Raw genomic sequence first — 14,245 nt, 5'->3', positions numbered from 1 at the left:
AGCCTTTTCTTATACTGGTGCATTCGTGGCCCAGTAATAAACCACACCAATGTAAAGAGAAAGAAAGATCGCTCCCGAAAGGCGAGCGAAGTTCTTTTTCATATAAACTAATGCCAGTAAAAAGACTGAGGCAAACATCAAGACCCCAATTTCAACATTAAATGATTGATCAATAGAGACATCGTAAATCCCAAGACTTGTTAAAACAAATGAGACATTGAAGATATTAGATCCGATGATATTTCCCGTAATGATATCCGTGTTCTTCTTTCTATAACAAGCTAGTAGTGCCGTCACAAGTTCAGGAAATGAAGTTCCAAAGGCCACAAAGACAGCAGAGATAACATAAGGGCTAATTCCAGCGATCTTTCCAATCTCTGTACCAGAACTTACAAGAACCTCTCCCCCACCATAAAGAAGAACAAAACCAGCAAGGAGTTTTACAAAATCCATTGCGTGAAGTTGAACTTTTTCATCGTGCGAATCAAAGTGAGTGAGATGGCGCTGCTTAGACATTTGCTTGAAAGTATCCCACATATAAAAAGAGAAGAATCCAAGAAGAAGTAGTGAACACCAAACGTAGAGCTTTGCTTGAAAGAGAACGATCGTTAAAAGAACAGTTAGTACGAGGTGAAGAATAAACTGAATCTTGATCTCTTGTCTTTGGATGTAGAGCGTTTCAAAAAGACCTGAGGCCCCGAGAATTAAAAATAAATTAGCAATATTTGATCCAACAATATTCCCTAGAGCAATTCCACTCTCTCCTCTAAAAGTCGCAAGTTGAGAAACAAAGAACTCAGGTAGAGACGTTCCAAAACCAACAATGACGAGTCCGATAACAAGTGGAGAAAGTCCGAAATATAGACCAATTTTTTCGGCCGACTCAAGAGCAAATTCAGCTCCGTAGTAAAGCATGACAATGGCCAGGACCAATAAAAAGACTTGAAGTAGCATTATGTGTGCTCCATAATTTTTCTATGAATAAGTTATGGGCACATATTAGCGAAAAAAACTTCAAATTTCTAACAATCTTCGTCGGAATATCGGGAGATCTGATCATTTTAAATTGGCTTTGGCAGCGAAAAGAAATGTTCTTTGCTAAGTATAACGAATTACTCGAGGTGCAGCTTAAAGTTCAGGGACTCGTCATGAACGAAAGCATGAAAGCAGAGCTCTATCAGCTCTTCTCTCAAATGCTAATTCTTATACTCGTGGCCATCTTAGTCGTGCATCTTTTAATCTATTCCACTTTTTATTTTTCAAAGCCATTTTCTAGAAATTATCTCAAACTCTATATGGGAAGTGCGGCAATTGGATGCTTTCTAAGCTGGGTAAGCTCACCTTTATCAATGCTCACCTTTCTTCCCCTCAGTGTCTTCTATGGAATTTGCACCAAGGGGCTACTCGATCAGAAAGATCATCGCTTTAAAATTTCGGAATCAGAAAGCGAGTCTTAGAAGGTTCTGCCCAATCGGGAAGAGTTCTCGTTGAAGAAAGTTGATAGCATTGACCTGAAATGGCCAAAATGAATGAATCAAATGCCCTTGGATTCTTAACGAGTGTTTCAAGATCTTTATCATAAATAAAAACGTTTTGAGATGATTCAATCTTCTTAATGATGTCCAATCTCGCCTCAGGTCCAAGATCAAGATCACTCATATTGATAATATCTTTTTTCAAAATCACCTTAGCTCGAAGCAGCTCAATGAGACTAAGGTTCACATTACTCTCATGGAGTTTAAGAGAATTTGGAAAATGTCTTCTCAAATAAGCAAAACGAGAGAGCATCATTAGAGATGTATTTCCAAAAGAATCATAGATGGACTTAAAAAGATGAAGAAGTTGGTCGTAGTAGCGATTCCAAATAAATAAATCAATCGGGCGATTCCAATAAGGAAGATAGCCCTTTTTAAGTCTTCTCTTGTAAGAGCGCGAGAGAATATGATCACTCGCATCTGATTCTAAGATATCGCGAGAAAAGTGAACTTCATCATCTACATTTCTCTCTTGTTCATAGCGCTTAGGGTTTTCATGCCTTGTCGTTGCGTCAACTTTTAAAATCTCTTTGATCTGCTTATTCACTTGGACAACTGATGGTTGTGGGCAACGTGAGATTCCAGGGCAAGCGAGAGTACACTCTTGGCATTCAGGACTTGAAAGAGGAAAATCAATGACAAGATCAGTGATCTCATAACTTTCAATCCATGTTCTAATAGCATCATTACCGTCGAGACCATCTTCATCTTTCACCTGAAGAAGAGACTTTAAAAACCAACGATCGTTATCTTCAAAATGCTCAAGAAGGCAGAAGATGAAGTTATCACTTCTTCCACCCTTCATACTAATTCCGGCAATATTCGTTACACTCATTAAGCTTCCACTGGGGCATCGACAGAAAAGTCTAAAACACTCATTCCCTTTTCAATGACGAGAGTTCGAACCTTTTCTTGGTTCTTTTTACTATGAATGAGAAGAAAGCAGCCACCGCCCCCGGCACCACAAGCTTTCATTCCAAGTTCACCTACTTCTTCTTTGATTTCTTGGTAAAGAGACTTCATTTCAGGAGAGACAATTCCACTGAAAAGCTTCTCTCTTTGCTCGCCTTCTTTTCCAATGAGAGTAATGAGATCCGAAAATCTCTTTTCTTTAATGGCCTTATAGGCTTCACTCGTTAATCGCGCGATTTCTCCAAGTCCCTCTCTTACATTTTCATCTTTATCAAAGAATGACTTATAAACTTCCCAGTTATTAATTCCAGAAAGCCTCGTTTGTCCCGAGTAAACTAATGTCAAAGATGACTCCAACTCTTTTACAAGTTCATCAGAGTAAAGTTGTTCAACATCAATTTTCGAGTAATTTGGCCTAAGGGCCAGCACTCCTCCAAAGAGGGCCGGATAATAATCCTGATAACCAGCTGGACCAGAATCGAGAATTCTCGCCTCGATATCGTTAACTGTATTAATCGCGCTGACACGATCTACTGATTTATTAAAGTATTCGCTTAGGGCCTTATACAAAGTTACTCCCATAGATGAAGAGCCACCTAAACCAGCTCCAGCAGGAGAACCTGATTTTAGCTTAATCATTAATCCCTCTTTAGGAGAGAATTCATTAATAATTTGGCAAACGAAATTCATTGGTCCAAAGAAATCACTTTGAAAATTCTCTTGCGATAAGTCAGATAATTTATAATCAAACTCCGAATCGTAATCCAAAGAGATAATCTTTAATTGATCATTACCGCTTTTTTCTATTTCAACCTCAGCCTTTAACGATGTCGCGAGATTAAGCGTTAAGACATTTGGCAGAATGAGATTTATTGGTTTTAAATCAAGCGTTCCCCCTAAAAGATCAACACGAACAGAACCAGAAACTTTAACCATGACTATAAACTCCAATATAAGGAAGCTCTCTGAACTTTCCATCAAAATCGAGCCCGTACCCGATAACAAATTTATCTTCAATCTCAAATGCGAGATAATCGATTGCCACTTTATGAACATTTCGAGAAGGTTTATAAAGAAGAGAAGCTAAACGAAGAGATTTTGGACCTTTCTGTTGTAGAATACCTCTTAGAGTTTTTACTGTTAAGCCCGTATCAACAATATCTTCAACAATCAGTACATTCTTACCTGCAATACTTTCTTTTAAATCGAGATTAACTTTAATCTCCCCCGTCGACTTAGTTCCTTCATAAGAAGATACCGCCATAAACTCTAAATGCACTGGTAATTTAATTTCACGAACAAGATCGGCAACAAACATAAAGGCCCCATTGAGAACACCTACAACGACAAGTTCTTCACCATCGTACTCTTTTGTAATTTGTTCACCAAGCTCTTGAATTCTCTTTTGAATGTCTTCTTTTGAGATTAAAACGTCATGGGCCATAGTCTTACTCCTTATTATGGATACATAGGAAATTATAACCAGTGACCAAACCTTAGACAAATTCATTTATCTGACATTAAAATAAAAGATAAACTCCTAATAAAAGGCACAATAAATGGCATTGTTTTTGCTCTTAAAAAGATCTATGAAATACACGACTTTATTACTTGTCTTTTTTATTTCTACTACAATTTTCTCAAAAATGAGAACTGATCACCTCATTCCGATGTCTGATGAGCAATATCAGTCTTGGTTACTTTCAGATGGATCATGGGATATGCCCTATCCAGAAGAAACAGATGAATACATTAAAGGGCGAAAATATCTCGATAAAGTCTTCAAAATTTTTAAGGCCCAGTACCCACAATTTAAAGACCTAAAAAGTCCAGCTCTCGCTGTAGTCAGTGGAGATGGTGCTAGTGTCAGTGGTTATACAACAGAACAACCTTATGGTGTGAAATTGACAACAGGTCTTCTAAAGAAACCTGAAGAAGAAATCATGTTTGTCATTGCCCATGAACTTGTTCATCTCTACTCTTTTCATAACTCTCTTTCTGGAGATGGTGAACTACTTGGTACATATCACAAAGACGATCGCATCGATTGTAATCCTCAAGCAAATACAGAAGAATTAGAAAAATTTAAAGAGTACTTTCGACTTTTCAATCTCATTGGAACACACCTTGACGATGAATTACAGGGAATACCTTATAGTTTCTGGGGCGGGGATTCGAATCTCGCTGGCGAGCTCTTTCACTACCTCATGCTTAGCATGGATCAAGAAAAAGAAAGCTGTCAGGTAGCACAAGAGGCTTTCATGAGTTGGAAGTGGATTCTTTCTAAAAACTACAATGCTAAAAATGATAGTTTTGATTTGAAAAAAACTGATTTTGATAAGCAACTTAAACTCTTTGTTTCTTCTGCCAAAGTATGCTTTGAAGATGAGAAAGTGGACTTCAAGGAATTGGTTGGACAATCACTTGATATCTCTCAAAGAGGTTATGAAAGACTTCTCTTTGCAGGTAAATCGGAAAAAGAAAAGAAGGTCATTAAAAAGCTAATCTCGAATTTTAATAAAGAAGAAAATGTTATCAATGCAATTCTCACCTTTTCTAAAAGTGTATCAGATGAAATGAAAGTGATCGAAGATGTCTTTGATGATTTTCACTTCTACTCTACTGAAGATGAAGCCGATATGATCGCCACAAAGATCCTTACGAAGTCTGGTTTTAACATTGAAAAGTCACTTGATTACTGGCTCGCAGACCTCTCTAAGGAAGGAAAAAAAGAGTGTCTTGAACAACTAGAAAAAGGGATTGCACCAAAGGCAGCAAGAAGTGATTCCGTACATCAACGACCATGCTACAGGGCCTATCGAATCAAAAAGTACTACGAAGCTATTAAGTAATAGAAATTAAATAAAGGCGTTATTAAGAACTTCACCAACCCCACCAGCGCCGGGGACGATATACTGATGCTCGTTTAAGCCAACCTCACGGTCCCACTCCTGTCCAGGCTCTTTGAGTAAGACATCTTTTGGAGAAAGTCCACGATCGACTCGAAGAGCAAAAATCTCAACATCGGGATGATCAGTTGTCATTCGTTTAATATACTCAGGGGTAACAATTAAGTTCATACAAATGAATTTCTTTGCCTTACCTTTCACTTCATTTTTATAGTGAGAGATTGCATAAGAAAGAGAACCACCAGTAGCTCCCATCGGATCAGGTAGTAGAATGATCGCATCATCTACTGGGCCACCAATTTTTGAGCCCGTCACATCAACTCCCACAACTTCATTTTTTTCATTCACTTTTCTTTGGGCATAGAAGTGGTCTTGTCTCAAATTTTTAGGATCGAGAATGAAGTTTAAATGATGGTAGCAAAGATGACTTGGATAAATTCCGGCACGCGCAAGATCCACAGAAACAATGTGAGTATTAGGATCAATCACATCAATTTCGAGTGTCCCTTTTTCACTAAATTCTTTCATTCTCGTATCTGTTTGGACCTTGACTCTTGGAAACGAGTGCCCAACAACAGCTTCTAAAAGAGTACTGTAGAGATATTCGATGTATGAATTTAAAATGGGTTGAACGGCATTTGGGGAAGAGAGTTTTGTGAGAAAGCTTTGGGCCATAGGATTAGATAGAATGTGAACATTCTCTCCATAGTGATGTTTAATTTCGCTAAGAGAGTACTTTTGATTCACATAACTTTGATCCACTGGCCCAACCTTTTTATACTTCTGCTATCGTTGCAGAACTTTGATGATTTTCTTTTTCAATCTTAACAGAAAAAGCGAGAAGATCATCTTCTTCTCCAAAATAATCAAAGTGTGAACGACAACGAGCTTCGTAGAGATCTGTCTCACCTACGAGCACTTGATCTTTTGTTTGAACATTTGGCTTTCTGTAAGTCTTTGTCGCTGGACATCCACAAACAGTACAAATGGCCTGAACTTTCACAACTTCATCAGCAACGGCCAGAAGATGTGGCATTGGCCCAAACGGCTCACTTCTATAATCTTGATCAAGACCAGCACAAATAACTCTGATACCACGCCTTGCAAGCTTCATGATTACTTTAATAATATTTTCATCAAAGAACTGAACTTCATCAATGGCCACAATTCTCGTTGAATCATAGAGCCTTTGTAGAATTTCAATTGAGTCTTTAACAGGAGTTGCCTTAACGGCTTGCGATGAATGGCTCACGACATCTGTCTCGTGATAACGATCATCAATCCCTGGTTTAAAGATTTGAATCTTCTGACGAGCAATCTGCGCTCTTCTTACTCTTCTAATTAATTCTTCTGTTTTCCCAGAAAACATGGGTCCGCAGATGACTTCAATTCCGCCTGTCATAACTTGACCTACTCCAAAAGGTGACACTTTCGAACTCCTTTCATCAATGTGTCTTTTCCCAAAATAGTGACTGTAGATGTGTGTCTCTCACAAAATCGGGGGTGACTGTGTTGTGTATTGTCTCGACTTTCTGTGTGTAAAAAGCTTTAAATATTTTCGCAGGGCCCAAGCATTCTGTAAACGCACACGCCCACTGTGTCATAACAAAAGACTAATACTTTCAACGACTTAAAATTCTCCAAAATGCTTACAAGCAAAGATTACAACATGGGAATAGACGAATCTTTCGATGCAAAAAAACAAAGTTCATCTATTTTCTTAGAGAATGTTAACAAAGAGCATAAAAATAAGAGAGAAGCAAAGAAGCATCACAATGAAAAGAAAAAGTGGTGCCGAAAGAACGACAATACTTTGAAGAGAGTTCATCCCGAAGTTCTTTTTTAGACCTGCAAAGATATAGATAAAAGAGCAAAAGTTTTTAGCGGCCTCGCCAAAAACAGGAACGAGAAGAAACATATTGCTAACCAAACTATGATTCACCACTTCATCAGTCATTGATTCAACATCGCCTTTGATATCAAAGAGCATGGAAAAGAATTTAATAATGACACTCCAAAACTTAGTATAAATCCAAAGAACAAGGGGATAAAAAATAGCACTAAGTAAAGTTGTAAATAGAAGGGCCTTCTGCGCCTTCATAGGAAAATCATTAAAGAGAAGATCAGCGAAGCTAGAGTCTTCACTCATAAGCTTATAAGAAATAAGTCCCAAGTGAATTGAAACCATACTATAAAAACTATAAACCATTTTCAAAAGCCAAGAAACACTCATGGCCTCAACAAAAGAGAGTTTAACAGGGATCTCTTCATTTAAAGAATCTTCTGAGACAACTGTTAAAGCTTCCTTCTTTCTCTTAGAAAGTCCCTCGCGAATCCCATGAAGTTTTTCATGTTGATCAAAAGGATGGAGAAATGACTGGATATAGTTATTAATAACAGCGTTCAAGATTACCTCAAATAGTCCGCAAATTTCACACTAGGCCAGTAAGTCTTGGCCATGTCGTAGTGTAATTTTAACCCTTTTTCATGAATAAGCAAAAGAAGTTCATTCTTTCTTTTAGCAAGAGTTAGTTTCTCTCCTAAAAGAGAAAAATCAAGCTTTTCTTGGTAGCTCTCATCTTTAAGTAGTGGCGTATAATAAGAGGCCTCACTTACAAGTAAATCATAGAGTTTTTTAAACTCCACCTGAGCGAGGTCTTTCTTCGGACTCGTCGCTTTAAATAGGCCATCTTTTTGAAAGGAAACAGAAAAATCAGAAAAAGAGAGCGACTTTAATTCTTTCTTATCAATAATCGCTTTATTCATGAACCTTTGATAACTCGTATAAAAGAGATCATCTTGCTCACTAGTCAATTTAAGAGCATGCTTAGCTCCTCTTATATGAGCATAAGAACCGAGTTGACTTTTATAGGAACGATAGAAATCAAGATGAGTTTTTACTCCATCTTTAGAAGTAAGAGTAATCGTTGTTAAAAGAGAAGAAAGATCATCAGAATCAAGAGCTAAAAGGACTTCCTCCCCTTCAAAAGCGATGATCTCATCTAAAAAATCTTGAACTCGCTTTTCCTCTAGCTGATAACTCGTCAGAGTTTTTGGTAAAAGCTGCAAAGGAGAGAGCTTTATTTCAAAAGCAATTTTTTTCTTATTTTCAATTTTAATTGAAGAAATCTCTTGTACGCTAAATTTAGAATCTAAAATTAAATGACGATCAAAGAGAAATTTTTCAGGAATCCAAAGAAGAGATTGCAATCGGCGATACTTGATATCACTACGATGAGCACTCTCTCTTTTTAAAACCGCATCTTCTGCCCTAGCATCTTCTACAACAACGATGTCGCCTGGAAGCTGATCATTCTTAACAACTTGCATGTAAAACTCAGTTGAATAATCTAACTTCTTACCTAAGATTAATTTAAGTTTTCCATTAGAGAAATTGAATTCGACCCAGCTTTTTTGGTCGGGAACGTATGAGCTTTGACCAAGTTCTTTAACTTCTTCTTTTTCAAGGATACGAGTTAAGCGCAATCTTGAAAGGTGTCCCATTAATTCATTGAGCTTCTTCTGATCAGCGGGGTGTTTAGAACTAATAAGTGTTGCTTCTTTATTGTATTGAATTTCATACAAGGGAAACTTTACACTCAAAAGTTTATCAAACTCATCTTTTTTAATGAGGCTTAATTCCTTTTCTTTTAACTCTTTTTGATCAATAGCTCCCTTTTCTTCAAAAATGTAAGCGATAGAAAGAAGGCCAATAAGAATAAGTAAAAGAATTCCATTCAACTTCATGAATCACCTATAAAACACGTCTTCTTCGATAAAAAACAATTGATGTAATCAAAAAAACAACAGGCAGAGCAACGACTGAGAAATAAAAAATAATTCCAATCTGAGGCCCACTAATAAAGACAGGCTCCTCTTTCAATTGCGGTCTATCAAAAGCTGAGATGAGATCATCCCCAGAAAGCCAATCCAGTGCACTATTTAAGAAAATATAGTTTTGAACCATCTTTTGATATTGGTTAGTTACAAAAGTTGAATTTCCAAAAGCAACAATTCGAGTATTACCGTCACTTTGCTCCCAGGCCCCGGCAAAAGAAAGAGGTCCATTTCGATCTTGATCGGGAGTATAGGTCACTTGATTTTCTTTTAATTCTTGAAAATTTGTCTCACCCCAACTCTCGTTTGAAGAGAGTGCAAGATTTTTCATAACGCCTTTATGAAAAGGAGAATCAGCATATTCCACACTAGAAACAACAGGAAAGAAAACTTGTCCACTGTAGTCTTCAGAAATAGGATGCTTACCAAACTTTTTTACAATAGGAGCAAGCCCATTGGAACCGCGAACATTTGATTTAGGGTCGACAACAAGGTTGTTATGAATTCGAACACCCCAAGTAATGAGAAGATCGCGAAGATTTCTAAAAACATCTTCATTCAAAGTTGGATCAAGTCCTACAATAAGAGATTTCCCCCTAGTGAGATATTGGTCGAGTACTTCAATCTCTTCTTTTAAAAATCCGCTCTTTGGTCCCCAAATCATTACAATTGTGGCATCGGCGGGAATCTCGCGAGCAGAGAGAAGATCGAGCTCTTTAAATTCGTAAGAAGAATGAACAAGTAATTGCTTTAGAAAACTAAGATCCGTCGGATTTTTTTCATCTACACTTGGACCTTGGTGATCCCTAACATAATAAATAACTGGAAGAGATTCACGTGAGAGCTTAATCAAAGCATTTGTGAATTCAAGCTCTCTTAGGCGAGAGATCTTTTCTTTTTTATTTTTATATTCAAGTACAATCGCGGGTAGTTGAAAGATCTGCTCACTACTAACAAGATCTGGCCTAAGTGAAGCATCAATATATTCAACCTGAACATTTGCATTCTCTTGACGGTACAATTCAATTAGCGTTCGAATATTGGCAAATTGATCACGCTTTGAAAAAACCTTAACAGAGAGTTTTTCATCGAGAGACTTTGTGACTTTAACCGTTTGCTCTGTTAAAGAGTTCACTTGATAACCTGTGAAATCTTTTTTCAGAGGATTTTTAAAGGCCAAGTAATTAACAACTCCTAAAATAGAGAAGAAAAGAAAGGTCGTTACAAGAGTGCTCGTTAACATTTTAAAATGATGAGACATGTAGTAGTGCTTAAACTTGTCTCTTTGGACAACTAAGAGAACAACGGTCATGATTAAAGTTAGAATAGTCACCGACAGAACCAAGACTCTCTCATCGCTTATTGAAAGCCAAAGAGCAATCACGATAAAATAAAGCACAATATTTATAATATTAAAGAAGCTTAAAAGAGCTTTTTTCATTACCAATTCCTCGAATCTAAAGATTTGTAAGTTAGAAAAGAAAAGAATCCAACAAAACTTACGTAGTATACGAGATTAAAACTTACGACCATTCCCTTTGAAAGATGGGCGTGGTGAAATCCAATACTAAAATACTGAAGAATCATTCCAACAATATAATTTTCTGTTACTGAAGACATATTAATTAAAAGTAAAAAAGCAAATAACACTGAAAAGGAGACCACAACAGAGACGATTTGATTTTCTGTAATACTCGAAGCAAAGAGCCCGACTGCGATATAAGCGCACACAGAAAGAAGAACTGCTCCATAATTTGTCCAAACAATCGCCCATTGATCATAGCCAGAAAAAGAAAGAATGATTGGAAAGACAAGCGTCAACATAACAAGAAAGAGTACGACAAAGAATGTTGAAAGAAATTTTGCAATAATGATGTCGACAACACTTAGATCTGATCGCAAGATAAGATCGAGTGTTTCATTCTTACTCTCCTCTGCAAAATGTCCCATCGTTAAAAGAGGAACAATGAACATTAGAAGAAAGTTCATCGCACCAAAGGTCGGAAGTAAAATTGAATTAGCTAGCGAGAGATTCGTTAATTCTTGATTTGTTACCAAGAAGTTATAAAAAAGAAGTCCCATAATCAAACTAAAGACTCCTGCAATAATATAAATAAGAGGAGATGAAAAATAATCCGATAATTCTTTTTTCATCAAAATCATTGATCCTTTAAGCATGACGAACTCCTGTAACTTCTTTAAAGATCCCCTCTAAATCGAGCGTACGTTCACTTAAGCTAATTACAATCGCACCTTCAGATGAAAAGAATTGACTTATTTTCGCTCGATGATCTCCACCCTCTTTTGCTTTTAAAGTAAGCTTTATTGAACGGTCACTTTCAATTCGATTTGAAATTTCAACAGAACAAGAAGCCTCAAGCTTTGATAAGCTCTCCTCTTTTAATCCTTCAACTTCAATTTCTAATTGCTGAGTTCCAGAAATTTTAGAACGAATCTCCTCGACAGCACCCGTCATAAGAATTTCACCCTTATTGATGATTGTTATATCCTCACAAAGAAGATTAGCTTCATGCAATTGGTGAGTTGATAGAAGTACAGTGTGTTCACGACTCAACTCTTTAATGAGATCTCTAATTTCTAAAATGGCCTTAGGATCTAGTCCAACAGTTGGTTCATCTAAAATAATGATTTCAGGATTAGACACAAGTGTTGAAGCAATTCCTACTCTTTGCTTATATCCTTTAGAAAGATTTCTGATAAGACGAGACTTAACATCAATAAGACCACACTTATTTAGAATTTCATCTATTGGCCTTAAATTCTTTTTAACTTTCAACGTATAAAGTTGTTGAACAAAGTTTAGATAATTAATGACAGTCATATTTCCATATAGAGGTGGTGTTTCAGGAAGGTAGCCAATTCTTGCTCCTTCCATAATCTTTACACTTCCCCCATTGGGTCTAAGCACACCTGTGATAATTTTCATCGTCGTCGACTTACCAGCGCCATTTGGTCCAAGAAACCCATGAATGCGCCCACGCTTTACTGAAAAATTCACATCCACTAAGGCCCTTCTTCCAGGATATTCCTTAGAAATGTGTTCAATCGTGATTGCCATATCACTCACTATGATCCTCCCTAATAAATCTCAAAAAAGCATAGCAAAAATATTAGAAATTGAAAAAAATCCTGCACAAATAAGGGAAATCATTTTAAAATTTCTGTTCAGGCCCAAAGAGAAAATAACCGATAAAGATAGTATGAGAATTAAAGAACATTTTAAAAAGTTGACCAAAAAGGCCAACAAGATAGTTATTACAACTCACATTCATCCAGATGCCGATGGTATTGGCAGCCAAATCGCTCTTTGCATGGCCCTAAGAAAAATGGGAAAGGATGCTATTTGTGTTAATGAGGAGCCTCTCTTTGAGCGCTATAAATACCTCGATCCAGATAATATTGTCCTAGGTCTCGAAGAGTACAAGGCTCAATACGATGTTGAACAAGAAATCGACCTCTTCATTGTTGCCGATACCAATTCTCTTCCAAGAATCGGAACAAATGTTCAACAGCTCGTTCTCTTATCAAAAGATCTTTTATTTATTGATCACCACCCTTGTCCAAAGGAATTACAAGCGATTCATTGCATAGATACCAATACGGCCGCGACAGGAGAACTTGTTGGCGGGCTTATTGAGGCCATCGGTGTAGAATTTGATGAGGCCATCGCTCTCGCACTCTATACTGCGATCATCATAGATACTTCAAGCTTTCGCTATCCTACTGTGACAGGTAATACTCACGCACTTGTCTCAAAGCTCATGGCAGCAGGAGTAAAGCCTCCAGAGGCCTTCAATCTTATCAATGGAACCAAGAAAATATCTCATATGCAGCTACTTGGAAAAGTTCTTAGCTCTGCTCAAACCACAAAAGATGAAACCATTGCATGGATTTGTCTAACTGAACAAATGATTGAAAACCACGAGTCAGACGCTGAGGATACTCACGGCTTTATTAATCACCTTCTCATTCTCGATAATATCAAAGTTGCCTGTATGTTTAGAAAAATTGGTAAGCAAGTAAAAGTAAGTTTGAGATCTTCTGATGATAGTATCGATGTTGGAATTATGGCCCAGGCCCTTGGTGGTGGCGGTCACAACCACTCTGCCGCAACAGTAGTTGAAGGCGAATTAAGCGATGTGGTTAAGAGAACGATTTCAAAAATTGAGAAGATGCTCTCGCAAGTTTAGCTTGTAAGAATCTTTGAAAGAACAGCTCTCTCTTTATCACTGAAGTTAAAGGTATTCATATTTAAAGCATCTTTTAGCTTTTCTCTTACCTTTGGATTTTTAGGATCATTATTTTGTACATCACTCTGTAGTAAGTGTGCTTCAGCAGATGCTTCAGCTTTTGATTCTACTTTTTGCTCTTCACTCGAAACTTCTTTAGAAGGCCCTTTAGAAGCTTGTACTGTTGGCTTTTTAATCGTCTCGGGCATATCTGATCTAAAACCATTATCAACGGGTTTAGCCTGAACTTCACTTTTCTTCTTAGCTCTTTCAATCTTAGCTAGTACATCTCCTCTATCGAGACGTGGTGGCGCGTGGCGGACGATTCTCTCATCTTCAGCGAAGTCTTGGGCCTCTTTTACTTTGGCCTTTTCGTTCGTTGTACGACGATGAGTATCGCTATGGTCGACTTTATTTGCTTGATTTTGAAAAGATGAAAATATTCTCATTTCACACTCCTGAATTTTATTCTACCAAATTCTCCAACGTGATTTTAGGTGTTCACATCTTCCTGCAATAAAGAGTTGGCAATTTTCAAACAAAGCTCTACAAAGGCCCCTTCATAGTAATCAAAAAAAAATATGGGATAATTTGAATATCCAAATGTCCGATATTCTTAATATTTCCAAAGTAGTTGATCTTAGTTCTCAAGTATCCCTCCAAGCACTCCGAAGAAGTTCTTGATTGAATTAGTCAAATGAATACAATTGGTGATTGTCAGAAACACTAGTCAATCGTTGAGAGAGATTATCATTTTTTAAAACTTATGATTTTGCTGTACGTATGTTGCTGTTGTCCGTTT

Annotated in this window: 15 protein-coding genes; 3 read left to right on the top strand and 12 right to left on the bottom strand. The window is 37.2% G+C overall.

The genetic code is table 11. From position 1 onward, the window contains the following. Window positions 1–9: 9 nt before the first annotated feature. Complete coding sequence (locus HBN50_RS00665; protein WP_273867099.1) at window positions 10–954, bottom strand: calcium/sodium antiporter; 945 nt, start codon at window positions 952–954, stop codon at window positions 10–12. Window positions 955–977: 23 nt separating this feature from the next. Here HBN50_RS00665 and HBN50_RS00660 point away from each other — a divergent pair, with 23 nt between their 5' ends. Next, window positions 978–1,457 (top strand): hypothetical protein, encoded by a 480-nt coding sequence (locus HBN50_RS00660; RefSeq protein ID WP_273867097.1) that lies wholly within the window; start codon window positions 978–980, stop codon window positions 1,455–1,457. On the opposite strand, the gene HBN50_RS00655 is transcribed toward HBN50_RS00660, so the two are convergent. Genes HBN50_RS00655 through hpt form a run of 3 tightly spaced genes read right to left on the bottom strand, consistent with a single transcriptional unit; the run spans window position 1,426 to window position 3,891 of the window. Further along, the gene (locus HBN50_RS00655) at window positions 1,426–2,370 is read right to left on the bottom strand and encodes a hypothetical protein (protein WP_273867096.1); all 945 of its coding nucleotides are present in this window, start codon (window positions 2,368–2,370) and stop codon (window positions 1,426–1,428) included. The genes HBN50_RS00660 and HBN50_RS00655 overlap by 32 nt on opposite strands. Further along, complete coding sequence (locus tag HBN50_RS00650) at window positions 2,370–3,383, bottom strand: GHMP family kinase ATP-binding protein (protein WP_273867095.1); 1,014 nt, start codon at window positions 3,381–3,383, stop codon at window positions 2,370–2,372. The genes HBN50_RS00655 and HBN50_RS00650 overlap by 1 nt, the downstream gene beginning before the upstream one ends. Beyond that, on the bottom strand, window positions 3,376–3,891 hold the full coding sequence (gene hpt, locus HBN50_RS00645) for a hypoxanthine phosphoribosyltransferase (protein WP_273867094.1): 516 nt from the start codon (window positions 3,889–3,891) through the stop codon (window positions 3,376–3,378). The genes HBN50_RS00650 and hpt overlap by 8 nt, the downstream gene beginning before the upstream one ends. 145 nt (window positions 3,892–4,036) lie before the next feature. On the opposite strand from hpt, the gene HBN50_RS00640 reads away from it, so the two are divergent. Continuing rightward, entirely contained in the window at window positions 4,037–5,299 is a 1,263-nt protein-coding gene (locus HBN50_RS00640) for a M48 family metalloprotease (protein ID WP_273867093.1), read from the top strand. Between the two features lie 6 nt (window positions 5,300–5,305). Here HBN50_RS00640 and HBN50_RS00635 read toward each other — a convergent pair whose 3' ends face one another. From HBN50_RS00635 to HBN50_RS00605, 7 genes are all read right to left on the bottom strand, one after another. Continuing rightward, window positions 5,306–6,118 (bottom strand): uracil phosphoribosyltransferase, encoded by an 813-nt coding sequence (locus HBN50_RS00635; protein ID WP_273867091.1) that lies wholly within the window; start codon window positions 6,116–6,118, stop codon window positions 5,306–5,308. Between the two features lie 13 nt (window positions 6,119–6,131). Further along, on the bottom strand, window positions 6,132–6,758 hold the full coding sequence (locus HBN50_RS00630) for a thymidine kinase (protein ID WP_443135160.1): 627 nt from the start codon (window positions 6,756–6,758) through the stop codon (window positions 6,132–6,134). Between the two features lie 318 nt (window positions 6,759–7,076). Then, the gene (locus HBN50_RS00625; RefSeq protein ID WP_273867088.1) at window positions 7,077–7,763 is read right to left on the bottom strand and encodes a hypothetical protein; all 687 of its coding nucleotides are present in this window, start codon (window positions 7,761–7,763) and stop codon (window positions 7,077–7,079) included. A 2-nt stretch (window positions 7,764–7,765) separates the two neighbouring features. Further along, complete coding sequence (locus HBN50_RS00620; RefSeq protein ID WP_273867087.1) at window positions 7,766–9,103, bottom strand: hypothetical protein; 1,338 nt, start codon at window positions 9,101–9,103, stop codon at window positions 7,766–7,768. A gap of 7 nt (window positions 9,104–9,110) precedes the next feature. After that, window positions 9,111–10,634: a GldG family protein gene (locus HBN50_RS00615; protein WP_273867085.1), complete on the bottom strand. Its 1,524-nt coding sequence runs from the start codon at window positions 10,632–10,634 to the stop codon at window positions 9,111–9,113. Continuing rightward, window positions 10,634–11,371 (bottom strand): ABC transporter permease, encoded by a 738-nt coding sequence (locus HBN50_RS00610; RefSeq protein ID WP_273867083.1) that lies wholly within the window; start codon window positions 11,369–11,371, stop codon window positions 10,634–10,636. The genes HBN50_RS00615 and HBN50_RS00610 overlap by 1 nt, the downstream gene beginning before the upstream one ends. Then, a complete protein-coding gene (locus HBN50_RS00605; protein WP_273868336.1) occupies window positions 11,364–12,272 on the bottom strand; it encodes an ABC transporter ATP-binding protein in 909 nt (302 codons plus the stop codon). The genes HBN50_RS00610 and HBN50_RS00605 overlap by 8 nt, the downstream gene beginning before the upstream one ends. Before the next feature lie 142 nt (window positions 12,273–12,414). Here HBN50_RS00605 and HBN50_RS00600 point away from each other — a divergent pair, with 142 nt between their 5' ends. Beyond that, a complete protein-coding gene (locus tag HBN50_RS00600) occupies window positions 12,415–13,404 on the top strand; it encodes a DHH family phosphoesterase (RefSeq protein WP_273867082.1) in 990 nt (329 codons plus the stop codon). On the opposite strand, the gene HBN50_RS00595 is transcribed toward HBN50_RS00600, so the two are convergent. Continuing rightward, window positions 13,401–13,892 carry a hypothetical protein gene (locus HBN50_RS00595; protein WP_273867081.1) on the bottom strand — a complete coding sequence of 164 codons (492 nt, stop codon included), beginning with the start codon at window positions 13,890–13,892 and terminating at the stop codon, window positions 13,401–13,403. The two genes, HBN50_RS00600 and HBN50_RS00595, sit on opposite strands and share 4 nt — an antisense overlap. Window positions 13,893–14,245 lie beyond the last annotated feature (353 nt).

Origin of the sequence: Halobacteriovorax sp. GB3, assembly GCF_028649655.1 — a bacterium.
In the GTDB taxonomy this organism is placed as follows: domain Bacteria; phylum Bdellovibrionota; class Bacteriovoracia; order Bacteriovoracales; family Bacteriovoracaceae; genus BSW11-IV.
The sequence above is the reverse complement of the archived record's forward strand: the minus strand, read 5'-3'. Positions and strand labels throughout refer to the sequence as shown.

Coding starts and splice junctions, on each gene's coding strand:
- HBN50_RS00660 (WP_273867097.1), top strand. CDS start 978: ATGAATAAGTTATGGGCACATATTAGCGAAAAAAACTTCAAATTTCTA.
- HBN50_RS00605 (WP_273868336.1), bottom strand. CDS start 12,272: ATGGCAATCACGATTGAACACATTTCTAAGGAATATCCTGGAAGAAGG.
- HBN50_RS00650 (WP_273867095.1), bottom strand. CDS start 3,383: ATGGTTAAAGTTTCTGGTTCTGTTCGTGTTGATCTTTTAGGGGGAACG.
- HBN50_RS00640 (WP_273867093.1), top strand. CDS start 4,037: ATGAAATACACGACTTTATTACTTGTCTTTTTTATTTCTACTACAATT.
- HBN50_RS00610 (WP_273867083.1), bottom strand. CDS start 11,371: ATGCTTAAAGGATCAATGATTTTGATGAAAAAAGAATTATCGGATTAT.
- HBN50_RS00665 (WP_273867099.1), bottom strand. CDS start 954: ATGCTACTTCAAGTCTTTTTATTGGTCCTGGCCATTGTCATGCTTTAC.
- HBN50_RS00600 (WP_273867082.1), top strand. CDS start 12,415: ATGAGAATTAAAGAACATTTTAAAAAGTTGACCAAAAAGGCCAACAAG.
- HBN50_RS00595 (WP_273867081.1), bottom strand. CDS start 13,892: ATGAGAATATTTTCATCTTTTCAAAATCAAGCAAATAAAGTCGACCAT.
- HBN50_RS00655 (WP_273867096.1), bottom strand. CDS start 2,370: ATGAGTGTAACGAATATTGCCGGAATTAGTATGAAGGGTGGAAGAAGT.
- HBN50_RS00615 (WP_273867085.1), bottom strand. CDS start 10,634: ATGAAAAAAGCTCTTTTAAGCTTCTTTAATATTATAAATATTGTGCTT.
- HBN50_RS00620 (WP_273867087.1), bottom strand. CDS start 9,103: ATGAAGTTGAATGGAATTCTTTTACTTATTCTTATTGGCCTTCTTTCT.
- hpt (WP_273867094.1), bottom strand. CDS start 3,891: ATGGCCCATGACGTTTTAATCTCAAAAGAAGACATTCAAAAGAGAATT.
- HBN50_RS00630 (WP_443135160.1), bottom strand. CDS start 6,758: ATGACAGGCGGAATTGAAGTCATCTGCGGACCCATGTTTTCTGGGAAA.